27 protein-coding genes are annotated in these 25,583 nt (G+C 54.4%); 20 read left to right on the forward strand and 7 right to left on the reverse strand.

Annotated features, from left to right (window positions below; translation table 11 throughout):
* Positions 1–804: ABC transporter substrate-binding protein (locus tag PYL13_RS21985; RefSeq protein ID WP_303299136.1), on the reverse strand; the 804-nt coding region annotated here is incomplete at its 3' end.
* A gap of 189 nt (positions 805–993) precedes the next feature.
* Positions 994–1,260, reverse strand: a complete 267-nt coding sequence (locus PYL13_RS21990; RefSeq protein WP_275642840.1) for a hypothetical protein — start codon at positions 1,258–1,260, stop codon at positions 994–996.
* A gap of 154 nt (positions 1,261–1,414) precedes the next feature.
* Here PYL13_RS21990 and PYL13_RS21995 point away from each other — a divergent pair, with 154 nt between their 5' ends.
* The 8 genes from PYL13_RS21995 to PYL13_RS22030 all read left to right on the forward strand — a co-directional run bounded on the left by PYL13_RS21995 (position 1,415) and on the right by PYL13_RS22030 (position 7,561).
* Positions 1,415–1,915, forward strand: coding sequence for a gamma-glutamylcyclotransferase family protein (locus PYL13_RS21995; RefSeq protein WP_275642841.1), 501 nt, complete (start codon positions 1,415–1,417; stop codon positions 1,913–1,915).
* Between the two features lie 97 nt (positions 1,916–2,012).
* A complete protein-coding gene (locus tag PYL13_RS22000; RefSeq protein ID WP_275642842.1) occupies positions 2,013–2,879 on the forward strand; it encodes an ABC transporter substrate-binding protein in 867 nt (288 codons plus the stop codon).
* A gap of 17 nt (positions 2,880–2,896) precedes the next feature.
* The gene (locus PYL13_RS22005; RefSeq protein WP_275642843.1) at positions 2,897–3,745 is read left to right on the forward strand and encodes an amino acid ABC transporter permease; all 849 of its coding nucleotides are present in this window, start codon (positions 2,897–2,899) and stop codon (positions 3,743–3,745) included.
* Positions 3,742–4,527: an amino acid ABC transporter ATP-binding protein gene (locus PYL13_RS22010; RefSeq protein WP_275642844.1), complete on the forward strand. Its 786-nt coding sequence runs from the start codon at positions 3,742–3,744 to the stop codon at positions 4,525–4,527. Before PYL13_RS22005 ends, PYL13_RS22010 begins: the two co-directional genes overlap by 4 nt.
* A gap of 85 nt (positions 4,528–4,612) precedes the next feature.
* Positions 4,613–5,050, forward strand: a complete 438-nt coding sequence (locus PYL13_RS22015) for a VOC family protein (RefSeq protein WP_275642845.1) — start codon at positions 4,613–4,615, stop codon at positions 5,048–5,050.
* A 9-nt stretch (positions 5,051–5,059) separates the two neighbouring features.
* Positions 5,060–5,944, forward strand: coding sequence for a DMT family transporter (locus tag PYL13_RS22020; protein ID WP_275642846.1), 885 nt, complete (start codon positions 5,060–5,062; stop codon positions 5,942–5,944).
* 41 nt (positions 5,945–5,985) lie between these two features.
* On the forward strand, positions 5,986–6,798 hold the full coding sequence (gene proC, locus PYL13_RS22025) for a pyrroline-5-carboxylate reductase (protein ID WP_275642847.1): 813 nt from the start codon (positions 5,986–5,988) through the stop codon (positions 6,796–6,798).
* Between the two features lie 112 nt (positions 6,799–6,910).
* On the forward strand, positions 6,911–7,561 hold the full coding sequence (locus PYL13_RS22030) for a GntR family transcriptional regulator (RefSeq protein WP_275642849.1): 651 nt from the start codon (positions 6,911–6,913) through the stop codon (positions 7,559–7,561).
* A gap of 399 nt (positions 7,562–7,960) precedes the next feature.
* Here the strand turns inward: PYL13_RS22030 and PYL13_RS22035 are convergent, their stop codons facing one another.
* The 3 genes from PYL13_RS22035 to PYL13_RS22045 all read right to left on the reverse strand — a co-directional run bounded on the left by PYL13_RS22035 (position 7,961) and on the right by PYL13_RS22045 (position 11,568).
* A complete protein-coding gene (locus PYL13_RS22035) occupies positions 7,961–8,926 on the reverse strand; it encodes a magnesium and cobalt transport protein CorA (protein WP_250983804.1) in 966 nt (321 codons plus the stop codon).
* Positions 8,927–8,983: 57 nt separating this feature from the next.
* Positions 8,984–9,865 carry a lipid kinase gene (locus tag PYL13_RS22040; protein ID WP_275642850.1) on the reverse strand — a complete coding sequence of 294 codons (882 nt, stop codon included), beginning with the start codon at positions 9,863–9,865 and terminating at the stop codon, positions 8,984–8,986.
* Positions 9,866–10,635: 770 nt separating this feature from the next.
* Positions 10,636–11,568 (reverse strand): LysR family transcriptional regulator, encoded by a 933-nt coding sequence (locus PYL13_RS22045; RefSeq protein ID WP_259148169.1) that lies wholly within the window; start codon positions 11,566–11,568, stop codon positions 10,636–10,638.
* A 106-nt stretch (positions 11,569–11,674) separates the two neighbouring features.
* Between PYL13_RS22045 and PYL13_RS22050 the strand changes: the two genes are divergently transcribed.
* The 7 genes from PYL13_RS22050 to PYL13_RS22080 all read left to right on the forward strand — a co-directional run bounded on the left by PYL13_RS22050 (position 11,675) and on the right by PYL13_RS22080 (position 19,240).
* A complete protein-coding gene (locus PYL13_RS22050; RefSeq protein ID WP_275642851.1) occupies positions 11,675–12,514 on the forward strand; it encodes an ABC transporter ATP-binding protein in 840 nt (279 codons plus the stop codon).
* On the forward strand, positions 12,507–13,346 hold the full coding sequence (locus PYL13_RS22055) for an ABC transporter ATP-binding protein (protein ID WP_275642852.1): 840 nt from the start codon (positions 12,507–12,509) through the stop codon (positions 13,344–13,346). Before PYL13_RS22050 ends, PYL13_RS22055 begins: the two co-directional genes overlap by 8 nt.
* A 14-nt stretch (positions 13,347–13,360) precedes the next feature.
* Positions 13,361–14,881: an ABC transporter substrate-binding protein gene (locus PYL13_RS22060; RefSeq protein WP_275642853.1), complete on the forward strand. Its 1,521-nt coding sequence runs from the start codon at positions 13,361–13,363 to the stop codon at positions 14,879–14,881.
* Between the two features lie 61 nt (positions 14,882–14,942).
* Positions 14,943–15,860 (forward strand): ABC transporter permease, encoded by a 918-nt coding sequence (locus PYL13_RS22065; RefSeq protein ID WP_192489960.1) that lies wholly within the window; start codon positions 14,943–14,945, stop codon positions 15,858–15,860.
* A gap of 2 nt (positions 15,861–15,862) precedes the next feature.
* Positions 15,863–16,750 carry an ABC transporter permease gene (locus PYL13_RS22070; RefSeq protein ID WP_250983799.1) on the forward strand — a complete coding sequence of 296 codons (888 nt, stop codon included), beginning with the start codon at positions 15,863–15,865 and terminating at the stop codon, positions 16,748–16,750.
* 22 nt (positions 16,751–16,772) lie between these two features.
* Positions 16,773–18,185 (forward strand): amidase, encoded by a 1,413-nt coding sequence (locus PYL13_RS22075; protein ID WP_275642854.1) that lies wholly within the window; start codon positions 16,773–16,775, stop codon positions 18,183–18,185.
* Positions 18,185–19,240 (forward strand): AbrB family transcriptional regulator, encoded by a 1,056-nt coding sequence (locus PYL13_RS22080; RefSeq protein WP_275642855.1) that lies wholly within the window; start codon positions 18,185–18,187, stop codon positions 19,238–19,240. The genes PYL13_RS22075 and PYL13_RS22080 overlap by 1 nt, the downstream gene beginning before the upstream one ends.
* A gap of 31 nt (positions 19,241–19,271) precedes the next feature.
* On the opposite strand, the gene PYL13_RS22085 is transcribed toward PYL13_RS22080, so the two are convergent.
* The gene (locus tag PYL13_RS22085) at positions 19,272–20,642 is read right to left on the reverse strand and encodes an amidase (protein WP_275642856.1); all 1,371 of its coding nucleotides are present in this window, start codon (positions 20,640–20,642) and stop codon (positions 19,272–19,274) included.
* 109 nt (positions 20,643–20,751) lie between these two features.
* The gene (locus PYL13_RS22090; protein ID WP_192489965.1) at positions 20,752–21,681 is read right to left on the reverse strand and encodes a LysR family transcriptional regulator; all 930 of its coding nucleotides are present in this window, start codon (positions 21,679–21,681) and stop codon (positions 20,752–20,754) included.
* A gap of 198 nt (positions 21,682–21,879) precedes the next feature.
* On the opposite strand from PYL13_RS22090, the gene PYL13_RS22095 reads away from it, so the two are divergent.
* From PYL13_RS22095 to PYL13_RS22115, 5 genes are read left to right on the forward strand one after another with little or no spacing between them, the layout of a single operon-like run.
* Positions 21,880–22,677, forward strand: a complete 798-nt coding sequence (locus PYL13_RS22095) for a substrate-binding periplasmic protein (RefSeq protein ID WP_275642857.1) — start codon at positions 21,880–21,882, stop codon at positions 22,675–22,677.
* Positions 22,678–22,692: 15 nt separating this feature from the next.
* Positions 22,693–23,340: an amino acid ABC transporter permease gene (locus PYL13_RS22100; protein ID WP_275642858.1), complete on the forward strand. Its 648-nt coding sequence runs from the start codon at positions 22,693–22,695 to the stop codon at positions 23,338–23,340.
* Positions 23,337–24,116: an AroM family protein gene (locus tag PYL13_RS22105; RefSeq protein WP_275642859.1), complete on the forward strand. Its 780-nt coding sequence runs from the start codon at positions 23,337–23,339 to the stop codon at positions 24,114–24,116. The genes PYL13_RS22100 and PYL13_RS22105 overlap by 4 nt, the downstream gene beginning before the upstream one ends.
* Positions 24,113–24,766: an ABC transporter permease subunit gene (locus PYL13_RS22110; protein ID WP_275642860.1), complete on the forward strand. Its 654-nt coding sequence runs from the start codon at positions 24,113–24,115 to the stop codon at positions 24,764–24,766. Before PYL13_RS22105 ends, PYL13_RS22110 begins: the two co-directional genes overlap by 4 nt.
* Positions 24,763–25,578, forward strand: a complete 816-nt coding sequence (locus PYL13_RS22115; protein WP_275642861.1) for an amino acid ABC transporter ATP-binding protein — start codon at positions 24,763–24,765, stop codon at positions 25,576–25,578. Before PYL13_RS22110 ends, PYL13_RS22115 begins: the two co-directional genes overlap by 4 nt.
* Positions 25,579–25,583: the final 5 nt, after the last annotated feature.

Below are 25,583 nucleotides of genomic sequence, written 5' to 3' on the forward strand. Positions count from 1 at the left end.
AAGGCCCGCCTTGAAGTCAGCCGGAGTATCCTTGTTCATCATGGTAATAAGGATCGAATACCAGGGCTTTCCTTCCTGAAGACCAAGTTCGAAAGCTTCCTGCATGATGAGCGCGCCTTCGGTGCCGTAAGCGGTGAAGACATAGGCGTCGGGTGCGGCGGCTTCGACTTGCTGCAGTTCGCGACGATAGGTGGACTGACCGATGGTGTACATGACCGTGGTTGAGATTTCACCGCCCTTTGCCGTAAAATGCTTCTTGAACTCTTCCGCAACTCCCTGGCCGAAGGCGTTGTTCATTGCCAAGACAGCAACTTTCTTCCAACCATGGTCGATGACGTCCTGCGCGGCGAATTCGGTCGAGACATTGTCGAGTCCGACAACGCTATAGGATGTTGCGCCGATACCGCGAACCAGACCGCTGGTGGAGGCCGGATTGATGTGAGGCATACCTTCCTGAACCAGATATTGGCCCAGCGGAATGGTGTTGCCGGAAGAATATTCGCCTATGACGATCGGTACCCTGTCAACAGAAACAAGTTTCTTGGCGGCATCGATCGCGGTCTGCGGTTTGCCGCCAGAGTCTTCGATAATGACTTTCAATTGTTTGCCGAGCACGCCGCCATTGGAGTTGATTTGCTTGACGGCAAGTTCGATACCGCGGCTCTGGTCCTTACCGGTCGTGGCGCTGGCACCGGAGAGCGGAATGATTGCGCCAATGGTGACGTCTTCAGCTTTGGCTGGTGCGACGGTCGACAGTCCTGCGAACACGGCGGCGACGGTCGCGCTGATTGCTATTTTTTTCATATTTACCCCTCTTTTCGTTCTTTAACGTGACAAGAAAAGTTTAAGGGCAGCCGCGCCGTAGATATAGAAGATATATGGAGTGATATATGCAGGGATCACGGGAGAGTTTGTCCTCGTCCGTCCAATTCCCGGATTTAGTGAGGTCTGATCGGCACGAGGGCCAAGCCCGGCAACCAGCCCAAACCAATCTCATTTTGTCAGGTCGCATCGCTGTTTAACGCGCAGACGATGAGAGCCGACGCTCTGCAACAGCCATGATTTCTCGCCAACCGCCGTGCCCCGCGCTGTAACATAACTATTGATCGTCAGAACGATTTGCTCAGGGCTCATACTATTGATACGCGCCTCTACCACGATGCCGTCGCCGAATTGCACATGGGTCGGCCCGGCGATCACATCCTGGTCCGTTAAGACCAGGCAGCCCGGATAGGCATGACTGTCCGTGATGATGATCATCGTTTCCTCCATCTAAAAAGTAGCCCTGAAAGTCGGCTTGACGCCATATGCATCTTCATATACGAAACAATATATGAAGATCGTGTAAGCCGCAATCTTCAACCTATCACAACAATAACGGGCCCGGCTGATGCCGTCCCAGGGAAGAGGTTCCATGTACTACTTCGCTTATTGCACTTGGCTGCACGACATCGAAATTGCCCGGTTCATGCCGGAGGCGAAAGCCGTGACCAAGGGGTTCGCAGCCAATCACGCCCTTCGTTTCCACGCTGCCGGTGACCGAACAGATCGGGGTTGGTGCCATTTTCTCAACACGGCTGACGCCTGGGGCGAAAAAGCGTTCGGCGTTGTCTTCGAGCATGATGAGAAGCACTTCGAAGAAGATTACGACGATTTCGAGCGCTGCTGCGTGACCGTCTATGGCGATGACGGCAAGCAGTATGATTGCTGGACCTATCGTCTGATCACTCCCGGCATCGCGATGCGTCCGCCGAATTTTTACTTCGAGCACATTCCGACAGGACTGAAGCAGTGGGGCTTCTCCGAAGACTATATCGCCAAGGTACAATCGGTCTTCGACAATGCTGCTGAGTGCCCGCGCGCTGACCGTCCCAACCCTTCGAAGATACCGGGTCGCGGAGCAGACACTCGATAACAAAGCTATCCGGCGGTGGCTTCTATGTATTGGTCACCGCCGCTATAGAGTGAAAGAAAAGCAAAACATCAATCAAAGATGAACTTGGGGTAACGACATGAAAATTGGGAAGAGTGGTGCCGCCGTCATGGCGGGATTTGCGGCTGTATTGTTCAGCTGCGCGGCTTCCGCAGGGGAGGGGGTCAAGCTTGTGCCGCAGGCGATCCGCACTGCAGGCAAGATCACCGTGGGATCGCAACAGACATTTCCGCCGATTGAATTTCGCGAGCCGGGATCGACCGAAGTTACCGGAGCGAGTGCCGATCTGCTGCGGGAAGTTGCCGAGCGCCTCGAGCTCAAGCTGGAATATGTTCAGGCAGAATATGCCGCCCTCATCCCGGGTATTGAGGCCAAGCGCTTTGATATGGCGTCCGGCGGTATCAGTGATACCGAAGAGCGCGAGCAGAAGCTCGACTTCGTGAACTATATGCTTTCTGGTGGCTCTGCGATGGTGCGCACGGAAGACTTGAGCAAATACAACACAATTGCGGATTTTTGCGGCAAGTCAGTCGCCACCTTGCTCGGTAGCCGTGTCATCATGGCCAAGGTCGAAGAAGCATCCGTCGCCTGCAAGGCAAAAGGTGAGGCCGAAATCCGCGCGGAGCAGCTTCCATCCGCTCCGGATGCCCGAATGCAATTAGACCTGAAGCGTGTCGATGCTTATCTCGGCGACTTCCCGGCGCTCGTCTACATGGGTGCACAGTTTCCCGGAAAATACTCCATCGTCGGGGGCAATTACATGCTCACTCCGTACATCACCTCCTGGGGATTTGCGAAGGACAACAGCGGGATGCGTGACGCTGTACAGGTGACCCTGGCGGAAATGCTCGCGGACGGTACATACAAGTCCATCATGGACAAGTGGGGTGTCGGCGGCGCGCTGCTTTCGGAAATCACCATCAATCTACCCGCCAGCAAGCGCTAATGAAATCGGACAGGGCAATGGCCACTACAGATCATCTTCACCCTTCCGAACTTCCGATCGTGCATCGACGCCCTTGGGGCGCGTGGATTTTCGGAGCCATTGCCCTGGTCATCGTCGTGACGATTGTCCATGCTGCATTTCAGTCGCGCATTATCGATGTCGGGGTCTTCGCCAATTACATCTTCAGTCCCATGATCGTCATGGGGGCAGTCAACGCGCTGATACTCGGCACGCTGGCACTGTTTATCGCAAGTGTCATCGGCTTCGTCGTGGCGTTGATGAGGGTCAGCGGTAATCCAATCCTGGTAGCGATTTCAGCGACTTACGTGTACCTGTTTCGCGGCACGCCGATGCTAATCCAGCTTATCTTCTGGTTCAATGCCGTGCCAATCATGTTTCCTTCAATCACCATCAGTCTACCGTTCATGACGGAGCCCCTGGTGAGCGCACCGACAACAACCATCGTCACACCGTTCCTCGCGGCTCTGGCGGGTTTGAGTCTGGCTGAAGGCGCCTATATGAGCGAGATTATCCGCGCTGGTATTCTTGCCGTTGACAAGGGGCAGAGAGCGGCCGCAACCGCGCTTGGCATGACCCAGCGTCAAGTGCTGGTTCAGGTCGTCATCCCGCAAGCAGGACGGATCATTATTCCGGCTGCCGGCAATCAGTACATCATGCTGCTGAAGTCGTCGTCACTTGCCTCTGCAATAGGGTACCTCGAATTGCTGCGTGTTGCGACCGACATCTATTCCTCCAACTTCCATGTCGTGGAACTGCTTGTGGTAGCGGCTTTCTGGTACCTCGTGATGACCGCGTTCGCCACCGCCATCCAGGCTATTCTTGAAAAGGTATTCCCCCAAAGATGAGCGACCTGAACATTCAGAAACACGCTGTCTCCGTGGTTGGCGTTTCCAAGAAATGGGGCATCGTTTCCGCATTTTCCGACGTCAGTTTCGATGTCCCGCAAGGCGAGGTTGTTGCATTGCTGGGCCCGTCTGGAGCCGGAAAGTCGACGCTGCTACGCTGCGTAAATCACCTTGAGACCATTTCCGCAGGCCGGATTTACGTGCACGGCGAACTGATTGGCTACCGTATTGGCGATCGTGCCCTGCATGAATTGTCCGATGTCGAGATAAGCCGCCAACGTCAAAAAATCGGCATGGTGTTCCAGCATTTCAACCTGTTCAAACATATGACGGCTTTGCAGAACGTCATGTGCGGGCCTGTGCAGGTGCTTCGTCGCCCAAAGGCTGAATCGATGGAACTTGCCCTGCAATTGCTTGATAAGGTAGGGCTAAAGGCAAAGCAGGATGCATATCCCTCCGAGCTTTCCGGCGGTCAACAACAACGCGTGGCAATTGCACGTGCACTGGCCATGCAGCCGCGTGTTCTTTTGCTGGACGAACCGACGTCGGCGCTCGACCCTGAACTCGCGCAGGAGGTGGTCGAGACGATCCGCAAGCTTGCCGAGGAGGGGCAGACCATGATGATCGCCACACACGATATGGGTATTGCCCGTGACGTTGCTGACCGGGTGATCTTCATGGAGGGAGGGCGCCTGGCAGAAGATGCCCGCTCAACGCAATTCTTCACCGCGCCGAAAAGCGATCGCGCCCGGCAATTCCTCGCCCGATTGCTGCCGGTTTAGCAGCGCCATTCACCAAAATGCGAAAAAGACAATGCGCCTCCCCGCCTTGGGGAAGGCCTTTCGCCGTGCTCACAAGGAATGTGTCATGTCCCAAATCTTCCAACATCTCCACCACATCTGCATCGTCGTTCGTGATCTTGAGAAAACGGTTGCCTACTATGAAAGTCTCGGGGTGGGGCCCTGGTTCGACTATCCCAAAAAGGGCATCTATCTTGAGTTTGAGGTGCCTAACAAGGCGGCCTCAGATGCAATGCGTTACAAGTGCTGTAATCTTGAAAATGTCCAAATCCAGCTTTGTGATCCGGGCGAACTAGACTCTCCGCAAAAACGGTTTCTCGATGAAAGCGGTGAAGGTGTATACCATCTGGGATTTGAGGTGGCGGATCGCGATGCCGCGGAAGCAAGAGGGCGGGCGCTCGATCTCAGTGTGATCGCCCGTGGCAAGCGGATGGATGGTTCCGGCTTCTGCTATTTCGACACTCGGGAAAATGCGGGTATCGTACTTGAAATCCGTAAGTCTTGAGCCTTTGCTATGTCGAGGATTTTCTCTCGTACAGGCGCGCGTCTTGATCTGGGTGCCGCATTGCGTGGACACGAAAGTGTCTTGCTCTGCCTCGCCGCCATGGTCCTGTTTGCCGCTTCGGACGTCATCGCCAAACATCTGTCGATGACCTACCACCCGTTCCAGATTGCGTGGTTTCGTTATCTGGCCGCGTCGATCTTGCTGGCCGTCGTGTGCTTGCGATTTGGCTGGCCAGAGCGCAGCACGGCGGCTGTCGAACAGTTTATTCGCGGCATTGGGATGGCCGGGGCGACGATCCTTTTGATTGCGGCGCTGAGCTTGCAACCACTTGCCGAAGCAACGGCGCTCGTCTTCATCTCGCCATGTATCGTGACATTCCTTTGCGTGCTGATTCTCAAGGAATCTGTTCCGGGCCTGCGGTGGGTCGGTGTTGTCGGCGGTTTGATCGGAGTCCTGGTGATCTTGCGTCCAGGGTTTGCCGAATATAATCCTGCAGCGCTTTTTTCGATTGCGTCCGCGGCTTGTTGGGCCACGGCTCTCGTGATGACGCGCAGGGCGGTCTTGGCTGATAGTCTCGTGACAACACTGGCTTATTCGTCTCTTACGGGTCTTGTGCTTCTTAGCGCGACAATGCCTTTTTTCTTCCGGCAATTAACGGCAATTGATTTGGTCTTATCTGTCGCAACAGCCCTGTTATGGCTGTCGGCACATGTTGCAATTGCCTACGCCTATCGACGACCCGAGGCACAGGTCTCGCGTCTTGCACCGATCTCTTATTCGCACCTCATCTGGGCGACCGGGCTTGGATATCTGGTTTTCGGCACGATCCCTGATGGCATGACCATTATTGGGGCGTTGTTGATTGTTTCGTCCGGGCTATTGGCTCGCAAATGATTTTGTGCAGCGGTGATACACCGCACATTGGGAGTAATGCCATGAAAAACGTCCTGTTGATCGGGGCCGGCAATATGGGGTTTGCCATGCTGCGTAGCTGGATCGGTATAGCCGGCCACCGGTTTGCGGTCGTGGAGGTTAACGATGTCTTGCAAAAGCGCGCGGAAGACGTGGGGGCTACCAGCTACGCCGATCTTTCAGATTTGCCGCCCGACTATAAGGCCGATATCTTGGTGATCGCAACCAAGCCACAGACGGTTGCGGACGTGATTGCCGTCGCTCGTGACCGTCTGACATTGGGTGGTCTGATCATTTCGATCGCGGCTGGCGTCACCATTAAAGGTATGCGACAGAATGCCAGAGAGGATGCAGTCATTATTCGCGCCATGCCAAATACACCTGCTGCTATCGGTGAAGGCATGATTGTATGTTGCGACGGCGGAAATGCTCACACAGCGGATAGAGAGCGTGCGGAAACTTTGCTTTCTGCCGTTGGTCGCGTCGTCTTCGTCGGAGACGAGGGTAAGATGGATACGGTCACGGCTGTTTCGGGCTCGGGCCCCGCTTACGTCTTCTATTTCCTTGAAGCCTTCAGTGCAGCAGGTGTTTCTGCCGGGCTGCCGCCTGACATTGCGATGCTGCTTGCGAAGCAGACCCTTTATGGCGCGATCAAGATGGCGCTGGACCCGAAGGCCGATCCCTCCACGTTGCGTGCCCAGGTAACGAGTCCAAACGGTACGACTGCAGCCGGCCTTTCGGTGCTTATGGATGCTGACGATGGCCTCGCGCCGCTCCTGCGGCGTGCGGTGGAAGCCGCGCGATTACGTTCTGCGGAATTGGGGAAACTGGCGTGATGGCACATTTCTCATTCTTGAATGTGTGAAGGGCTTTATACACGACGAAATATACCCAAATCGATAGTTTGGCGGTAAGGCTTACTCAAGGGCCGGAAAAGGAAAAAGATTAATGGCATCAAGAAAAGCCGCGGTAGGTGAATTCCTCGCATCCGACGTCAGAAACCGCTTGCGTAGCATGATCCTCGGTGCAGAGTTGAAGCCCGGGCAAAGATTGGTTGAAGACGATTTGTGTGAGCGCCTGAATGTTGGGCGAACCCCCGTCCGTGAAGCGCTGTTACTTCTACAAGGCGAAGGGTTTTTAAGCCGGGAACGAGGTTGGGTTGTCGAAACCATTGATCGAAGCCAGCTGCGGGCCATCTTTGAAAGTCGCGCTGCGATTGAGGCCGCGACTGCCAGACTTGCAGCACGCCATGCCGACCAAGCGGAACTAGATGCGCTCGCCCGGATGATTGAGGCGATGGAGCCGGCGGAGACCTTGACACGCGCAGACCTGAACAGTCTGAACACCCAGTTCCACAAGCTCATCGTCACGGCGTCAAAAAATATCCTGCTTGCGCAGTTCCACGAGCGGACTCAGTTCCATTATTGGATGTTGCGAGTGCCAATCCTGTTTTCAGAGTCTGAGGTGCGAGACACCAACATCCAGCACCGAAAGATACTGGAGGCGCTTGTAAAACGTGACGAAGAAGATGCCGACCGCGCAGCCCGGCTTCACGTCGAGGCAACCATGGCAATTGTAGAGCCAGCTATCGACATATGAACAAGCTCTTTGGGTAGTGGTGCGCAGTTAGTTGATTTGAATCTATGGCGCGATGGCGTCGCCTTTGATTGGTGGAATAGACATAGCATCGGCTGCCGTCAGAGGGTCACATGACACTCTGCGTGCTAATGGTCGCCATAGCTGGCGGAGCCCTTGCCAAACAGCAGAATGTTTGCCGCACCGCGATTAATCGCGTGCGGGCGATCTCTACTTGTATTCAGCCGTTTCCGGCTGGCTCTTTTCCTGACGATCGAAGATTGGCTGAGTCGCGAGAACGGTACTGCGGATTCTACTCGGATCTAGCTTATCAAGCATAGTTTTTTCAGGCTGAGTTGGCATCGCGAGAAGACCTTCAAACAATAGCGGACCACCGGTGCAGACAGTCTGAATGTGTAAGGTTCAGAGCCAGCCGCTTTTACGGAAACGGTAATAGAGGGTGCTGCACAAGACGATAATGACGCAGATGACAGCTGGATAGCCGAACTGCGATTTCAGTTCCGGCATATACTCGAAGTTCATGCCATATATGCCGGCAATGGCTGTCGGAACCGCCAGTATCGCGGCCCAGGCGGCGAGTTGCCTGGTGATGGCACCCTGGCGTTGTTGTTCCAGCAAATTTGACGCTTCGAACACCGACGTCATGATTTCGCGCAGACCACCAACGAGGTTTTCAACACGACGCATGTGATCATAGACATCCTTGAAATACGGCCGTGCGTCATCATCGACGCAGGGCATATCGAGGTGAGAAAGTTTGCCTGCAACTTCGGCCATCGGGCCAAGAATGCGCTGGAATTTGATGACCTGTCTACGCATGCGGAAGATGCGCCTGATTTGTTCGGGCTGAAGGAAGGAGACAAGGACATGTTTTTCCATGTCCAATACCTTGTCTTCCAACGTTTCGACCATTGGGAGGTAACCGTCGACTATGAAATCCAGAATGCCGTGCAACACATAATCGGGGCCGTGGCTCAACAGCTTCGGTGACTGCTCGAGTTGACGCCGCAGGTTCTGGTGGGATCTGGCCGAACCATGCCGAACCGAGATCAGGTGGTGCCTGCCCACAAAGATGCAGGTTTCTCCATAAGCAATCTTGTCGCCTTCGAGATGAGCGGTCTTGGCAACAACGAACAACTGCTCGCCATAAATATCGACCTTTGGAACCTGCTTGCCATTGATCGCGTCCTCCACCGCCAGCGAGTGAAGACCAAACATCTTTTGAAGGCTTGCCATTTCCTCAACGCTTGGATCTGTCAGGCCAATCCATGCGAAGTCGCCATCGCTTGTTTCGAAAACCTCATCAGTCAGCGCGATTTCTTCGGCACGCACACCGTTTCGATAGAGGTAAGAGCCAACAACTGTCATGAATGGTCCGATCTAAACTGGCATGCCGGAATAGCGACGGGCATGCCATTTTGGTGTTTATGGCACAAAAACCTTGATTGCCTTTTCGAAGATAGCAAATTCGACAGGTGTTTGTGTCTTCAGTTCGCCATCAAGGTTTACGGGGCGGGGTCTGCTCGTTCTGATCGTCAGTGCCTTGGTGGAAAAGGCGCGGACATCATGCCAGTTTCCATGAGTGCCACGCCGGATCGCGGGCAGCAGGCCAAGCAGGCGCCACCAATGGTCCACTTCCAGACTATAAAAATCGAGCATTCCATCCGTTGCGGTGGCGTCCGCATGCACAGACATGCCGCCGCCATAGAACCGGCCGTTTCCGACAGAAACCTGCAGGGTCTTGAGAGTTTCTACCTTTCCGTCGTGGTCGAGATCGGCGGTAAAAAGCTGTGACTTCGCCAGCAATTGGGCGGCAACGATTGCATACCCCAACTTACCCCACCGCTTCTTTGCATCCTGGGTCAGCGATGCCGCGAGGTCAGCACTGAAACCGATGCTGGCAACGTTGAAGAACGCATGCCCATTGGCTGTGCCGACATCCACATCGATGCTCCTGCCACGCGAAATCACCTCAATCGCTGCACGAAGATCCTGCGGAATGCCCATCGTCCGGGCAAAGTCGTTTGCTGTCCCAAGAGGTAGAACGCCCAAAGGCAATCCGGCTTCCAGCAAACCCGGTGCTGCGTTGTTGAGACTGCCGTCACCACCGCCAACAACAACAAGATCGACGCTGTCCCGATGAGACGCGATAGCCTCCGATGTGTTTGTGAAATCCTGTGATGGTTCAACCACATCAACGCCAGTCTGAAGGAGCAGTTGGCGTGCCTGAACAAGGCTATCACGCCCACGTCTGGCGTGGGGATTAATCAGGAGTAGTGCTCTTTTTAAGCGTGTTTTATCTATCATGGTCTCTATGCTCATGCGTTTCATATGTGTGGTGCACCACAAAACCGCAATGAGCACCGGCGTCGTTGAGACCAACTATGCGATAAACTAGATGCCGACCTGCTCTCCCAACTCACTGACGCGGTTAGGTGGAAGTGTTTCCGACATTGATATGGTGGAGGGATTAGCAGCACTCAATGAAAACAGTGAGGGAGATCACGGCGGACTTATACATTGGCTTTCGCATTAGGGCGCGATCCTTGCTATTCCGAGATAGTGCAACTTAGCACCCTGGGTGTGAGATCGGTCATGATCACACATCCTCGTCCGTTCATGTCTAGTCTGCATGCCATCAACCGTTTGGATTACGACAGTGAGAGAATTTCGCCATTTTTGACGACTCATCAATCGACTTTGCGACTGCAGGACGAATCCTTTCAAGGCGAAGAACTCGCATGCGTCTTGCGAGCTCTCCTCTAACGCTGGGGTCGAGCTCATGCGTAGACACTTTGCTCAACTTAGCCAGTTATTCGCGGTCGGCGGCCAGCATCGGCCGGGTTGCGCTATTGAACTTTAGCAGGATGAGCCAAGTTTCCATTCTGGGTTGGTTCAGGAAATCGAACGTAACCAATCGTCAGAAAACAACTGTTTCGGTTTTGACGGATTACTGACAATGGAAAACAGGATATCACTGATCCGGCAACCAACACGTGGTGCTATGATCGCTGGCATGATTGGCTCACTCGGATCGGCCATGGAAAGCTGCTACGTTCCACGTCCCGCAAGGGCGATCAGACGAGAACCTCGCAAGTCAATCCTTTTCCTTTCAGTTCATGGCAGAAGGCTGTGATCGATTTGCGCAAGATTGCCTCGAACTGCAGAACCAAACGCGAGACAGGACGATTGCGGGAGTAAAGCATGGCAAATGTCAAAGGCACGTCTCGTTCGTAAGGTACTGCCACGACCTGCCCAAGCGGATCGAACGGCAGAACCAACGGATGCGCAAAAGCTATACCCATGCCGCATTGAACCATATGGAGGGAAGCGACCGACTGGTTTGTCGTTAGTATCTGGAAACTCTCGACTTCAGTTCTCAAGCTTTCCCGCAGCACAAAACCGGGGGTCGTCTGCGCGCCGTGAACAATGATGGTTTCATTTTCCAGATCACCTGCAGTGATGATGGATTTTGAGGCAAGGGGATGTCCGACCGGTACAAGGCACACCATAGACATTCGGAGCAAAGGCTGGACGGCTACACCCGCCTCGTCCAGTGGCATGAACGCAAAGCCGATATCGCAATATTCCTGACGGATCTGCCTGACGACATCACTTGCGGTATAGACCTCAAGCCGCAATCTGACTTGACTGCGTTCTGCCCGAAAAGCTCCAAGTGCGGTTGGCAGGATTCTGGCCGTAAAGGACGGCACTGAAGCAATCGACAGTGCGCCCGCCCGCATATCCTTAAGTTCTTCGGCTTTTCCCCTCAACGTCGCCATCTGCGCAAAAAGCCGCTCTACATCCGGCAGAACATTATTTGCTTCGATTGTCAGACGCGTTCTGCCATTCGAGCGGACGAATAACGCAAATCCAAGCTGCGCCTCGAGTTCCTTCAGCGTCTGACTCACTGCCGGTTGTGAAACACGCATCAACCGCGCTGTTTCCGTTACGCTCTGGGTCCGGGCGAAGAGCCGAAACGTCTCCAGCTGACGTATCCCGAGGTTCATAATCTTTTCCTTATGTCACTATAGAGCTTTTGTATTAGTTCTAATGTTAAAACTCTGCAATTCTCAATCTCGCGAACATAAGAGCATAAAGCAGGACCGGAACACGTTGGATAATATCCTTGAAATAAAAGGCCTTGAGGTCGACATCGCCATGAAGGCGGGCATTCTTCATGCCGTCCGGGGCGTGTCATTTTGCATCGCCAGTGGAGAAACCCTCTGCCTCGTTGGCGAATCGGGTTCCGGAAAGTCACTCACGGCACTTTCAATCCTTGGTCTATTACCGCCAAACGCATCCCGCCGTACGAACGTTGCGACTTTTGTCGGACAGGATATCGCGCATTTGTCGGAACGGCAGATGCAGGATCTTCGCGGGCGATCCATTGGAATGATTTTCCAGGATCCGATGATGGCCTTCAATCCGACAATGACGGTCGGAAGGCAGTTGGAGGAAGTGTATCTGCGCCATATCAAACAGGACAAGAAAGCCGCCCGTGCGAAAGCTGTCGAACTGCTGTCGCGCGTTGGAATGACGGAGCCTGAAGGCCGGATGACGCAGTTTCCCCATCAGTTATCCGGTGGACTTCGCCAGCGTGCGATGATTGCCATGGCGTTGATGTGCGAACCGAAACTCTTGATTGCCGATGAGCCGACCACCGCGCTCGACGTGACGATGCAGGCTCAGGTGCTGTCTTTGCTGAAGTCCGTTCAGGCTAGTTTTGGCGTCTCCATTCTGTTCATCACCCACGATCTTGGGGTGGTGGCGGCGATTGCCGACAGGGTTGCCGTCATGAAGGCCGGGCAGGTCGTGGAAATTGGTGACGTCTACCAGGTTCTGAAAAGCCCACGCGACGATTACACCCGGGCGTTGATTGCCGCAGTTCCGAAAGCCAAACCGCTAATTGCGTCACAAGCACGCAGTGTCATTGGGAGTGTGGGTCATGTTTGACAAAGCCCGCAACATTTCCATGGAAACAGCGATGGCCACCCGCGAATTCGCGATCAAAGGCAAGAAGCAGCCGTTTGTTGCAGTAAATGAAGTCAGTCTCAGGTTGTACGAAGGAGAATCGCTTGCACTCGTCGGAGAGTCCGGTTCCGGCAAAACAACACTTTCACGCATAATGCTAGGACTTCTGGAACCCACACGCGGTGACGTTCAGGTATTCGGGCGTGATATTTCGACTTATTCCCGTTTGCAGCTTGCAGCGCTGGTGCAGCCGGTTTTCCAAGATCCATATGCCTCACTGAATCCGCGTAAGCGTCTCTTGGATATCATATCGATGCCGCTTTGGGCGGCACGCAAAGTTGGTCGCGATGAAACGCGGCATCGTGTTGAAGACCTGTTACGCAAGGTTGATCTTCCTGTTTCCTTTGCCGAGCGGTTTCCACACGAACTTTCCGGAGGTCAGCGCCAGCGTGTTGCGATTGCGCGTGCGCTCATCAATCAGCCACGAATCCTTGTCTGTGATGAGCCGACATCGGCACTCGACGTCTCAGTACAGGCCCAGATACTCGAGCTTCTAAAGACACTTCGGGTAGAGATGAACCTCTCCTACCTAATCGTGACCCACAATATCGGTGTCGTGGCCGAATTGTCCGACCGTGTGGCTGTCATGTACAACGGGCGTATCGTTGAGGATGGTCCTGTTGACGATGTTCTGTCGTCACCCACTCACGACTACACCAGACGGCTTCTCTCGGCTGTTCTGCCGGTGGACCCGGATCTTGCTCGACCGCTTGTGTCGCCAGATTTTATTCCTCCCCAAACCAGCATATCTTGAATCGGAGATACTCCATGTTGAATTTAGCTCGAAAGAGTACCCTTGCTCTTTTTGCCGCAAGCATAGCCTTCACGCCTGTAGCTGCTTTCGCTGGCAAAGATGACGATACCCTAGTTGCTGCGTTCCAGGCCAAGCTCCCAAGTCTGGACCGCTATCATTCACCTGGCCGCGAGGGATTTCTCCTTGGTTTGCTTGCCTATGATGCGCTTGTTTATCGCGATCCGAATACCTTCGAGCTGAAGCCCTTGCTGGCAACTGCGTGGAAGCAGGTGGACGACAAAACCTGGGAATTCGACCTGCGTCAGGGCGTGAAATTTCACAATGGCGATCCGATGACCGCCGAAGATGTTGCCTACAGCTTCATGTATGCCGCCGAGCCTGCAAACAAGGTCTTCAACCGTATGACCGGTGGCTGGATTGAAAAGATCGAAATCGTCGATCCTTTCAAGGTTCGGGTGGTTGGCAAACAGGTAACACCACTGGCTCTGGAATACATTATTCAGCTCCCGATTGTACCCAAAAAATACCGGGAAAGCGTTGGCTTGCAGGGATTTGCCGAAAAGCCTGTGGGTACGGGTCCTTACAAGATCAGCGGCGGTAGCGGCAACGATGTGATCTTCACACGTAATGACGACTACTTCGAAGGCGGTGGCAAGAACAAGCCGCACATCAAGACCTTGGTATACCGGGCAGTTCCGGACGTGAACACACAGGTTGCCGAGCTCATCAGTGGCGGCGTTGACTGGGCTTATTACATTCCGGCCGATCAGGCCGATCGCCTGAAGATGATGCCGATGGTGGATGTGGTGAATGCAGACACTTTCCGTATCGGCTTTCTTACTCTGGACGCTGCTGGCCTTTCCGACGCGAAAAGCCCTCTCAAGGATGTTCGTGTTCGCCAGGCTATCGCTCATGCGGTTAACCGCGACGCCATGGCAAAGTCGCTGGTTGGCGGGGCCTCCAAGACAGTCCCTTCGGCGTGCACTCCATCGCAGTTCGGTTGCTTTGCCGATGTCACGCAATATGGATATGACGTCGAAAAGGCTAAAGCTCTGATGGCTGAAGCCGGTTATGCGGATGGCTTCGATATCGATATCTACGGTTATCGCAGCCGCCCTGTCGCAGAGGCCATCATCGGTTATCTCGGTGCCATTGGCATCCGTGCGAACCTTCATTGGCTGCAGTATTCGGCCGTCATCCAGCAGCGTCGCGATCACAAGACTCCAATCGTCATCGATGACTTCGGTTCGGCGGGTGTGAATGACGTGGGCGCCATCCTGCCGTTCTTCTTTGCTGAATCCCCGGATGATCAGTCGCGTGATCCAGTCGTGACGCAAGCGGTGAAGGATGCCGGTGCGATTGCCGATCCTGAAAAGCGCAAGGAGCTTTATGCAACCGCTCTGAAGCAGATTGCAGATCAGGCCTATTGGGTGCCGATGTTCAGCATGCCGGTCAACTATGTGACGGCAAAAGATGTGACGGTTCCTGTTCCGGGAGACGAGAACGTCGAATTCTGGCGCGCCACTTGGAAATGATTATCTTTCCGCTCCGGCGCCACGACTGCCGGAGCGGAGTTTCGCATAAGGACGAACAGAGATGGCTTATTACATCGCCCGAAGACTAGGCCTTGCCATACTGGTGATGCTGACCATTTCCTTCCTGAGTTTTGTGATGCTCAAGATGTCTGGTGATCTGGCGATTTCACTTGCAGGCGAGGGAAGTGGTGCCGACTATGTCGACTTTCTTCGCAAGACATATGGCTGGGACAAGCCGCTGATCGCGCAATACTGGGATTGGCTTCTTCGGGCACTGCAGGGTGATATCGGTACTTCGTTCTATTACGGCAGTCCTGTCGTCACACTGGTCCTCGATAGAATGCCCGCGACTTTGGCACTGGGAGCCATTGCGATCGTCATGGCACTGGCCATGGCTATTCCTCTTGGCATGGCCGCCGGTCGTGCGCCTGGCGGGATGGTGGATCGCATAGCCTTGTTCATTGCGCTTCTCGGCGTCTCGACACCGATTTTCTGGCTCAGCTTCATCCTTATTCTGGTGCTCGGGTTACAGTTCGCTGTGCTGCCGATCTCAGGCGGCGGTTCGTTCAAGCACCTGCTAATGCCGGCCATGGCGCTTGCGTTCTACTCGATGCCTGCCATCATCCGTATTTCACGCGCAGGCATGATCGAAGTGATGCGCTCCGACTATATCCGCACCGCGCGCGCCAAGGGCCTGCGCCCGTGGCAGATTTATCTGCACCATGCTCTTCGCAACACGCTGGTTCCGGTTGTCGCTGTAGCCTCCGTCCAATTCGGCTTCCTGCTGGGTGGTTCTGTTGTCGTAGAGAATATTTTTGCAATTCACGGGATCGGGTACCTGACCTGGGAGGCCATCAACCAGAATGACTACCCCGTCGTTCAGGCAGCGCTTCTGGCAGTGTCCTCCGCTTACGTCGTCCTGACGCTTCTGGCCGACCTCATCAACGTGATGATCGATCCCCGTATCAGATTGGACTAAACATGCGCCTGCATATGACTGAAAACACACCAACAGCGCGCCTCTGGAAAGGTCCCCGTATTCCTGTCGGTCGATGGGGTCTGACAACGGGGGCGGTCATTATCGGGCTGATTGCCATCGTCGCAATCCTAGCACCATGGATCGCGCCTCACTCACCATATGAGCAGTCGTTGACCGACCGCCTTATCCGTCCTGTCTTCATGGAAGGTGGCAACTGGAACCATATTCTGGGAACTGATCACCTCGGCCGGGATTATCTCAGCCGTCTGATCTATGGAGCAAGGCTGTCGATTATCATCGGCTTTGGTACCATCCTGCTTTCGGCGGTCATGGGCATCGGTCTTGGGCTTTTGGGTGGCTTCTTTGGTGGCCGTATCGATATGGCCGTCATGTTTTTGCTGACGGTCCGCCTCAGCCTTCCCATCATGCTTGCCGCGATTTCGCTGGTCGGCCTGCTTGGCAATTCGTTGCCTCTGATGATGCTCATTCTCGCCTGTTTTCTGTGGGATCAGTTTCTTGTGGTGACACGGTCCCTGACCATGCGTTATCGCAATGCCGAGTTTGTTCTGGCGGCACGCGCTGCTGGACTATCCAATTTCCGCATCATGACTGGTGAAATCCTCCCAAACCTTGTCAGTCCGCTGATTGTTGTCGGCACGCTTGAGATGGCCCATGCCATTCTTCTTGAGGCGGCTCTTTCGTTCCTCGGTCTCGGCATTCGACCACCCGACAGTTCTTGGGGCCTGATGATCGCGGAAGCCAAAGACTTCGTGTTCTTCGAATCCTGGCTCGTCAACATTCCCGGTCTGGCAATTTTCGTGCTGGTCGTTGGAATAACCTTTCTAGGCGAGGGATTGCGCAGTCTCCTTGCACCCGATGCCTCGCAATAACCGTCAGATCAGAGTGAACAGTATGACCAAAGATATCTATCGCATGACCCTTCGCGAAATGGGTGAAAGCCTGCGGGATGGAAGCCTGACCGCGATTGCAGTCTTGGATCATTATCTTGAGCGGATCGAGAGGATCGATCCTGCACTAAATGCTTTCGTTTATCTGGATAAAGACGGTGCACGCGGCGCAGCCGCGCAAGCCGATGTGCGGTTCAGCGCCGGTGAGCCGCTTGGTCCGCTTGACGGCATTCCTGTTGCAGTCAAAGATAACCTCCTGGTCGCTGGCATGCCATGCGTATGGGGTACGCGGCTTTTTGAAAACTTTAGCGCAGAGACCGACGAACTGCCCGTTCAGCTGTTGCGTGAGGCGGGCGCGGTTATTCTCGGTAAGACGAATGTCCCGGAATTCACGTTGCGCGGCTTTACCGGAAATCCGGTTTTCGGCTCGACGGGCAACCCGTGGAACCCGGCGCTGACCCCAGGTGGATCCAGTGGTGGATCGGTGGCAGCGGTTGCTGGCGGACTTGCGCCCTATTCCATCGGCACCGATGGCGGAGGCTCGATTCGACGTCCTGCCGGTTATACAGGGATCGTTGGCTTGAAGCCTTCAATTGCCCGTATACCACGTAACAATGGCCTATTGCCGCTGCTTTCCGACTGCGAGGTTGTTGGGCCAATTGCTCGGACAAGCGATGATATTCGCGTAATCATGAGTGTGATCGGTCATGCAATCAGTGAGGATCAGCGGTCATATGGTTTCCGGCCAATATCTCTGGAGGCAGAAGAACCAAAAGCATTGCGTATTCTGTTTGTAGAACGTTTCGGAGAAGCACCTGTCGATCCCGAGATCGTTGCTCTATGCTCAGCATCTGTTGATGTCATGCAACGCCTTGGCCATCAGATAACACGTGGATCATTGCCACTAGACCTTGGGCCGATCTCAAATGGCTGGCAAATACTGGCAAATGCAGGATTGGCCAAGCTCGCGCAGGACATGCCATGTTTCTTCGATCTGGTCTCAACGACATTTGCAGATCAGGCAAGGGCAGGTGCCAAACTCTCTGCCAGCGATTATGTCGGGTTTATTGAAACGATCAATGCTTTCCGCTTCGCGGCGGGCAAATTGTTCGAAGATTTCGATGTCGTCATAACGCCGTCCTCTGCTGCTCATCCATGGCCGCGAGACACGCAGTTTCCCCCCGTTATCGATGGAAAGGATGCGGGTCCCCGTGGTCACGCAATTTTCACCAACTGGGTGAATGCATGCGGGCATCCGGGCATTTCGCTACCCGCAGGCTGGAACAGCGACAATATGCCCGCGGGCTTGCAGGCTGTTGGGGCCTATGGCGCGGATGATCTGCTTCTGGATTTTGCAACACAATTCGAGAAGGCTCAGCCCTGGGCTGATCGCTGGCCAGCATTGGCAACAGTCTGATGTCATCCATCCTTACGAGTTTGTTCGACCGGAAATTGGTTGTCCGGGTGTTGGAGACATTGGCTGTAGGTGCATTAGGCGGGGGGCTTCTCGAGCTCTCCGGCTTCCCTGCCGGGTGGCTGTGCGGCTCTATGCTTGCAGTCATCATCGCCGTGTTCGCAGGGAGACCTTTACGAATTCCAGATGGATTTCGGGGTGTAGCGTTCATCTTGCTAGGCTCCTCCATGGGGGCCGGCATAACACCGGAAATGCTGGTCAAACTCGAAAAGTGGCCTGCCAGCATAGCCCTCTTGGGTATTTCGGTGGCGGCAACCATGGTTGTCGGGACACAGTATCTCATCCGTCGGCATGGCTGGGATCTGGCATCGGCGCGATTGAGTTCTGTCCCGGGGGCACTTTCGGCTGTTTTGGCAATTGCAGGCGACAGCAAGGGGGATCTTGTCAAGATCACCATCAGCCAGACTTTGCGGCAAATCGTTCTGGTTTCACTTGTGCCGTTGCTGATCTATGTCAGTCCGGCAGGGCCTATGCAAGTCGACATCCGGCTGGCCTCGGTATTTGATATCGGAGTGATGCTTGTGGCTGGCGGCATTGGTGGTCTCATCTGCGCCAGATTACGCATTCCCGGTGGCCTCTTGCTTGGCGCTCTTCTGGCCAGCGGTTCATTGCATGCAACCGGGATCGTCGAAGGCGTACTTCCTGCTCCAATATTGATCGTGGCCTATATTGTCGTTGGCTCTGCCATCGGTGCAAGACTTCGTGGTACAAGCCTGCCAGCTATCATAGCACTTTGCGGACCGGCACTTGGAAGCATTGCTTTTGCGATTGTTATTGCTGGCTTTTTCGCAGCGCTGGCGGCTTTTTTGACAGGATTGCCATTCAACGAGATCTGGCTGGCTTTTGCACCGGGTGGCGTTGAGGCCATGACCGTGCTTGCCTTTGCCCTCAACCTCGATCCGAGCTTTGTCAGTTCGCATCATCTCATCCGGCTTGTTGGTCTGATGGTGTTGAGCCCAGTCTGGACAATTGGACTAGGGCGCGGCGGTCAATCCTGAAACCGCCACGCCCGCCTCTATTTTCTCGTGATTAGATATTAGGCCAGCGAGCCGCCCAGGGGAACTCTTGTTCATAAGCTGCGGCCACCGAGAGCAGGTCCCAGTCACCGCCGAAGGGTGCGATGACCTGAAAACCGATTGGCATGCCATCCGATGCAGGATCGCACGGAATACTAATGCCTGGAAGACCGGCGGAGTTCACGAATCCTGTGAAGGCCCGGTGATAAGGTGGTCCGAATTCCTCTGCTTTCCATGGCATTGCGCCTGCAGACGGGGTCATGATGAAGTCATAAGTTTCGAATGCAACGGCGAGCTGCGCGTAGATTTCCCTGAATGCCATCAGTGCATCGACATAGTCGATCGCAGAGAGCGATTTGCCCTTTTCGATCATCGGCGGATAGGCGGTCCCAATTTTATCTTCCCAATCTGTATCTTTCAACAGCCATGCAAGTCCGGAACCGCCGATTGCCGGCCAATGTTTCTCAAACAGCGCAACATCGAAGGGAGCCGCGCCGGTTTCGACTTTAAAGCCAATCGACGCCAGATTTTCGGCGGCCTTGGCGCAGGAAATACGGATTGGTTCTTCAACAGGCATGTCGGCAAGCTGTGGGACATAGAGGACTTTCAAGCCCTTGCGCGCAGGTGTGAGTTTACCCTTTGTGAAGCCGTAGGATGACCGGTCGTGCGGGTGCGGTCCTTCGACAGCCGATAATGCCAGGGCGACATCTGCGACCGTGCGCGCTATGGGCCCGATGATCTCGAAGTCATGCAGGATTTGTGGCAGTCCGTTGATGCGCGCGACGCGACCGGTCGAAGGTTTGAGGCCAACAAGTCCGTTATGGGCTGCCGGACGGCGAATGGAGCCACCGCCATCGGTTCCGAAAGCAATTGGTGCGACACCGGAAGCCGTTGCAGCAGCGCCGCCGCCTGTGGAGGCACCGCTGGTTAGTTCCGGGTTCCATGGGTTGCGCGTCGTGCCAAAAGCCAGCGTGCTGACATTGCCGCGGCCGAGTGTGAATTCCGAAACATTGGTCTTGCCAAGAATGACAGCGCCCTGTGCTCTGATCCGTGCGACGGGCAATTCATCTTCAGGCGAAATCTGATCGAGGAACAAATTGCTGCCCCAGGCACAACGCAGGTCCTTCACATGGATATTGTCCTTGATAGTGACCGGAATACCGTCGAAGTCGCCGAGTGGTTGCCCTTGCGCAAAGCGCTTGTCGCTTTCAGCGGCAGCCTTTCTTGCGCCATCGACGTCCATCGTTGCGAACAAATTAAGGTTGGGATTGACGGTTTCGTTGCGCTTGAGAACCTCTTCAAGAACGGCGGTCGGTTGCAGCTCGCCTTTTCTGTATGCCGAGTGCAGCTCGGATGCGGAATAGGACCATAGCGGTTTACTCATTTTTTCTTCCTCAGAAATGCCGGTTTTTGATGTGGCAAAGCTGAAGGGGAGCGGGGGGGATGTCCAATAAGAAACGCGGATAAAGGCATAGGCTATTACTAATGTCGGATTAGTTCGGTTTTGCGGATATGCCAAGTTCGTTCAGGTGTTTCGCGAAACCACGCATCTCTTCGCGAACCTGGGTAAGAAAAGATTTGGCCAGAGGCGAAAGTCCTGGTTTTTTCAAATACACAGCAACCAGTGATCTGCGGATCTCCGGCTTAAAGGCGGCGACGGCAAGATCATCGTTTCCGCGTGGAGACAGTACGAAAGGTAGGGTGATGGCTATGCCCAGACCCTGCCTTACAAGGTCCGCTGACACCACGGAGAGGTTAGTGGTCAGAAAGCTGCTTTCATTGGTGTTACGGTCGAAAGACATGCGTACATCGAATTCCTGACGTACCTGCTGACCGAAAGTTATCACAACTTCGTCTTTCAGCGCTTCCGGTGTCAACACTGGAGTGCCTGCCAATGGGTGATGCGCTGGCATCAGGCATATCATTTCCGTTGCCATCAACGGTCTCACAACCATGTCAAGATGTTCGACAGGCAGAAAGGTAAAGCCGATATCGGCAGAACGATCCTGAACCCGTCTTGTAACTTCACGGCTGGAATAGGCCTCGATGCTGATGCGCGTCTGCGGATGGGCGTCCTTCAGCCGGCTCAGAGACTGTGGCAGAATCCATCCAGTGAGGGGGTGGACCGTTGCAATCGAAAGACTGTTATCCTGTTCTCCGCGCAGTCTTGCGGCACGCTCTCGCAGGGCCTGCATATTATCGAGAACGTCTTCCATGTTTTTCAGTAGCAACTCTGCATTCGCGGTCAGCTTGAGCGGACCGTTCCCACGAATGATTAGTTCAACCCCGAGCTGGTTTTCCAGATCCCTTAGCGCCTGACTGACCGAGGGTTGGGTTATGCGTAAGAGCCTCGCCGTCTCGGTGACGCTCATGACGCGGGAGAAAAGCCGGAAAACTTCCAGATGCCGAAGATTCGGGTTCATGTGCACTCCAGAGCAATCGTTGCCTCCCGCTCAGACCATAGGCATTTTCCTATGAAAATATAGAAGGAAAATATTGGACGCACAGTAGATCATGGTCTCCAATCCGGTCACGGGAAGGCGCCATGCAGCAAGAGATGCACACCGTTAAAGGTGTTGGCTCTGGCTTTTCCCCAATAACAAAACAAGGGAACTCCATTCATGCTTTCACGACTATTCGCTCTTGCTATTCCTCTTTCTACGTCCCTGGCGCTCGCGTCGACCGCTTGCGCGCAGGAACTTGCCTATGCTTCCAAACTTGTTTCGCCGGGAACGATTACCATTGCCACGACCGGAAATGCTCCTCCCATGACCACGATGGGTGGCGATGGTACGCTTACCGGTTTTGACGTGGAGCTTTGCCGCACAGTGGCCACCGGCCTGAAGCTGAAAACTGAGTTCGTGCGTGTCGATTTTGCCGCGACAATCCCGGGCCTGAAAAGCGGGCGGTTCGACATGATCTGCTCTGCGACTGCCCGTACCCCACAGAGGCTCGCATCGCCCGATCTGTTCATGACCGAGCCGACGGTCGAGAATTTTTCAACCCTGCTGGTCAAAGCTGAGGGTGCAACGATTGCTGCGGTCGGTGACGCCAAGGGCAAGACCATCGGGGTCGTGCGTGGCGGTCAGGAAGGCAAGCTGCTGTCCGATTTATTCGGTGAAGACGTCACGGTCACGACGTATCCCGGGATTGCCGAGGAAATACTCGATCTCAAGAATGGTCGTATCGATGCCGTTGCGATCAACTACATCACCGCCAGCCATCATGTTCACGGTGATCCGGCGCTGAAGATTCTCGTACCCGGTTTCGAACGTGATGGCGTTTCTCCTTACACCCATGCGTTGATCGTTAGCCGTAGTCAGCCAGAACTGCTGAAAGCGGTGAATGGTGAACTGGCGCGACTGAAACAGAGTGGTGAACTCGCCAAGCTCGAAGAGACCTGGATTGGTCGTAACTGATAGCGGGCAACGATCATGGATTTCGGTTTTCTCGTTGAGAGCCTGCCCATACTTTTGCGGGCAGCCTGGACAACTGCGTGGCTGACAGCCGCTACGCTCGTCTTGTCCACGATCGTCGCTCTGCCTCTTGCCGTATGCGGTCTTCGCAGACCCGGACGGTTGGCGTGCGTCATTCAGGCCTGCAGCACACTGATGCGTTCTGTGCCGACACTCGTGATCCTGTTTCTGGTCTATTACGGCCTGCCGGAGATTGGAATTGTTCTACCCGCGCTGGTCACAGCACTGGCAGGACTTATGCTTTCGGCGGTTGCCTATACGATGGAAATATTTCGGTCAGGATTGAAATCGGTCGATCCCGGGCAATACGAGGCAGCAAGTGCGCTTGGTATTCCTGCTTGGAGGGTATGGATTTGGATCATCTATCCTCAGGCATTGCCTGTTGTTGTTCCCACATGGCTTTCGAACGCAACGCTAATCCTGAAGGGTACATCGGTCGCCTCGATCATCACAATCCCCGAACTCACAGCCAAGGCCAACGAACTCGTTGCCGAGAGCTACCGGCCATTTGAAATCCTGCTATCGACTGCCGCAATCTATATCCTGCTTGGTGGTCTACTTTCCCTAATTGCACGGGCCTCCGTGCGCCGATGGAGCCCAAAATGAGCGCCAGCCAACTGAATCAACCGAAAATAGGTTTTGTTAGTCTCGGGCAAGGGCCGCGTCTTGATCTGGACAGCTATCATCAACGCCTGCTGGAGCAGACGGGTATCAAGGCATGCGTTATTTGGAGACATGTCCTTGATGGGCTTTCTCACGAGGCGCTGGGGTCTATGGCTGCGAAAGATGGCATGCCTGCTATTCGCTCCAATCTGCGTCAGTCGGGTGAGCATGGCGCTCTGGGTCCGGGTTGGACTGCACGTTGGTTTGACCGTGACAGTTTCATACCGCTGGTTCAGGACGCCATCGATGATCTGGAAGTAAAAGACGGTGTTGATCTGACCATCATTTGTGCTGCCGAGGAGTTTCCTGCTGCAAGCTTCCGATCAAACCGTCCGGTTGTCTTGCCAAGCATTGCGATGGCTGCCTATGGGCAATTACTGGCAAACACCAAACCAACTGCAACTTTAGGACTTCTTGTTTACGGAGACCGCCAACGCCAGCAACAACAGGATGGATGGGCAGCCAAGACTTGGGCAGGCGGCCTTAATCTCGTCTTTTGCGGTCATGGCAACAACCTCGACGCTGCCGCTGAAGAGTTCCGGTCAATCATACCTGACCTGATCCTGGTCTGGGCTTATGGCGCCGGTGTCGGGCAAGGAAAAGATGGTGCTGAAAGTCTCTCGCTGAAACTCGGCATTCCCGTTATTTCGGCAGCCGTTGCATCGATTTCAATGGCCGCAAAATTGCTTCCGAGGGCGAGCGAGAAGGTCAGGTCATGATCGCTATATGGTCAACAGTTCTCAATCTTGCACCATCAGTGGCGAGTGCAACACTCAATGCCTTGTTTCTCTTGGTGACAACCGTATTTCTGTCAAGCTTTTTGGCTGTCTGTTTGACGGTTGCGGATATTGCTGCGCCGAAAGCCCTGCGCCTTTTTATTAGGCTTTACAGCTGGCTTGCACAAACTACGCCACCACTCATCCTGCTGTTTCTGGCGTTTTATGGATCGACCGCATTTGGATGGTTTATCTCGCCAATGACGGCTGCTGTCATTGCCTTCGTGCTTTTTGCGACAGCCTATTATTTCGAGATATTTCGAGCGAGCTATAACGGCGTTCCGCAGGACCAGTTCGAAGCTGCATATGCGCTTGGCATTCCTCCGCTAAGCTTTGCCATAAAGGTAATAATTCCCCAGGTCGCCAAGATTGCCGCCGCACCGTTTATGGGGCGGACGACCGTTCTGTTCAAGGAGACCTCACTGGCGTCGGCGATATCGGTAAGCGAAATCATGAGCACTACCAGTGCCTTCATCTACTCGGGAGAGAACCCTTTGCTAATGGTCGCTGTCGCCGGTGCAATCTACGCGATTATCAACACATTCCTGATCACAATTGAAAAACGCTGTACTCGAAGGATGGCAATCGCATGAGTTCTGTTCACGCAATCGCGCATTCTTACACACCACGCTGGCCAGAAAAACCGGACCCTGTTCATGCTGTCGAGTTGCGCGGTGTCGGGCTTTCAATTGGCGAGCAGGGAATTTTGAACAATATCGATCTTGCCATTCGCGAGGCGACGACCACGGCGATCATTGGTCCCAGCGGATCAGGCAAGACCACTCTCCTGCGTTGCATCAATTATCTTGCACGGCCAACGACAGGTGAGGTCTGGGTTGGTGGACAGCTTGTGGGACATCGTGAGCGCAATAACAGGCTTGTTCCTGCTGGTGAGAGATTATTGCGCCACCACCGGCGACAGACAGGAATGGTTTTTCAGAAATTCAACCTGTTCCGTAACATGAGCATTCTTGAGAATGTCGCTTTTGCTCCTGTATCTTCGGGTATTTGCACCCGTGCGGAAGCCAACGATCGAGCGCGGCGTCTTGTTGCCCGCGTTGGATTGGCGCACAAGCTGGACAGCTTGCCTGAACAGTTATCCGGTGGCCAGCAACAACGCATAGCCATTGCACGTGCTCTTGCGATGGAGCCGAAGGTCATGCTCTTCGACGAGGCAACATCGGCTCTCGATCCAGAATTATCGCGAGAGGTTCTTCATCTTATGCAGGAGCTTGCAGAAGAGGGGATGACGATGATTGTTGTCACCCACGAAATGAGTTTTGCCCGCAACGTTGCCCACGAGGTGGTCTTCATGGAAAACGGGTCGATTTACGCTAAGGCACCCCCGGCTGAATTGTTTTCCGACCTTGCGCCGGAAAGGGTGCAAACGTTCCTTGCCGCATGATTGTG

It is taken from the genome of Agrobacterium sp. Azo12 (genome assembly GCF_029193765.2).
Lineage (GTDB): Bacteria > Pseudomonadota > Alphaproteobacteria > Rhizobiales > Rhizobiaceae > Agrobacterium.

What these genes read in the sequence shown, in the direction of transcription:
- PYL13_RS21990 (WP_275642840.1), bottom strand. Translation starts at nt 1,260, where the DNA reads ATGATCATCATCACGGACAGTCATGCCTATCCGGGCTGCCTGGTCTTA.
- PYL13_RS21995 (WP_275642841.1), top strand. Translation starts at nt 1,415, where the DNA reads ATGTACTACTTCGCTTATTGCACTTGGCTGCACGACATCGAAATTGCC.
- PYL13_RS22000 (WP_275642842.1), top strand. Translation starts at nt 2,013, where the DNA reads ATGAAAATTGGGAAGAGTGGTGCCGCCGTCATGGCGGGATTTGCGGCT.
- PYL13_RS22005 (WP_275642843.1), top strand. Translation starts at nt 2,897, where the DNA reads ATGGCCACTACAGATCATCTTCACCCTTCCGAACTTCCGATCGTGCAT.
- PYL13_RS22010 (WP_275642844.1), top strand. Translation starts at nt 3,742, where the DNA reads ATGAGCGACCTGAACATTCAGAAACACGCTGTCTCCGTGGTTGGCGTT.
- PYL13_RS22015 (WP_275642845.1), top strand. Translation starts at nt 4,613, where the DNA reads ATGTCCCAAATCTTCCAACATCTCCACCACATCTGCATCGTCGTTCGT.
- PYL13_RS22020 (WP_275642846.1), top strand. Translation starts at nt 5,060, where the DNA reads ATGTCGAGGATTTTCTCTCGTACAGGCGCGCGTCTTGATCTGGGTGCC.
- proC (WP_275642847.1), top strand. Translation starts at nt 5,986, where the DNA reads ATGAAAAACGTCCTGTTGATCGGGGCCGGCAATATGGGGTTTGCCATG.
- PYL13_RS22030 (WP_275642849.1), top strand. Translation starts at nt 6,911, where the DNA reads ATGGCATCAAGAAAAGCCGCGGTAGGTGAATTCCTCGCATCCGACGTC.
- PYL13_RS22035 (WP_250983804.1), bottom strand. Translation starts at nt 8,926, where the DNA reads ATGACAGTTGTTGGCTCTTACCTCTATCGAAACGGTGTGCGTGCCGAA.
- PYL13_RS22040 (WP_275642850.1), bottom strand. Translation starts at nt 9,865, where the DNA reads ATGATAGATAAAACACGCTTAAAAAGAGCACTACTCCTGATTAATCCC.
- PYL13_RS22045 (WP_259148169.1), bottom strand. Translation starts at nt 11,568, where the DNA reads ATGAACCTCGGGATACGTCAGCTGGAGACGTTTCGGCTCTTCGCCCGG.
- PYL13_RS22055 (WP_275642852.1), top strand. Translation starts at nt 12,507, where the DNA reads ATGTTTGACAAAGCCCGCAACATTTCCATGGAAACAGCGATGGCCACC.
- PYL13_RS22060 (WP_275642853.1), top strand. Translation starts at nt 13,361, where the DNA reads ATGTTGAATTTAGCTCGAAAGAGTACCCTTGCTCTTTTTGCCGCAAGC.
- PYL13_RS22065 (WP_192489960.1), top strand. Translation starts at nt 14,943, where the DNA reads ATGGCTTATTACATCGCCCGAAGACTAGGCCTTGCCATACTGGTGATG.
- PYL13_RS22070 (WP_250983799.1), top strand. Translation starts at nt 15,863, where the DNA reads ATGCGCCTGCATATGACTGAAAACACACCAACAGCGCGCCTCTGGAAA.
- PYL13_RS22075 (WP_275642854.1), top strand. Translation starts at nt 16,773, where the DNA reads ATGACCAAAGATATCTATCGCATGACCCTTCGCGAAATGGGTGAAAGC.
- PYL13_RS22080 (WP_275642855.1), top strand. Translation starts at nt 18,185, where the DNA reads ATGTCATCCATCCTTACGAGTTTGTTCGACCGGAAATTGGTTGTCCGG.
- PYL13_RS22085 (WP_275642856.1), bottom strand. Translation starts at nt 20,642, where the DNA reads ATGAGTAAACCGCTATGGTCCTATTCCGCATCCGAGCTGCACTCGGCA.
- PYL13_RS22090 (WP_192489965.1), bottom strand. Translation starts at nt 21,681, where the DNA reads ATGAACCCGAATCTTCGGCATCTGGAAGTTTTCCGGCTTTTCTCCCGC.
- PYL13_RS22095 (WP_275642857.1), top strand. Translation starts at nt 21,880, where the DNA reads ATGCTTTCACGACTATTCGCTCTTGCTATTCCTCTTTCTACGTCCCTG.
- PYL13_RS22100 (WP_275642858.1), top strand. Translation starts at nt 22,693, where the DNA reads ATGGATTTCGGTTTTCTCGTTGAGAGCCTGCCCATACTTTTGCGGGCA.
- PYL13_RS22105 (WP_275642859.1), top strand. Translation starts at nt 23,337, where the DNA reads ATGAGCGCCAGCCAACTGAATCAACCGAAAATAGGTTTTGTTAGTCTC.
- PYL13_RS22110 (WP_275642860.1), top strand. Translation starts at nt 24,113, where the DNA reads ATGATCGCTATATGGTCAACAGTTCTCAATCTTGCACCATCAGTGGCG.
- PYL13_RS22115 (WP_275642861.1), top strand. Translation starts at nt 24,763, where the DNA reads ATGAGTTCTGTTCACGCAATCGCGCATTCTTACACACCACGCTGGCCA.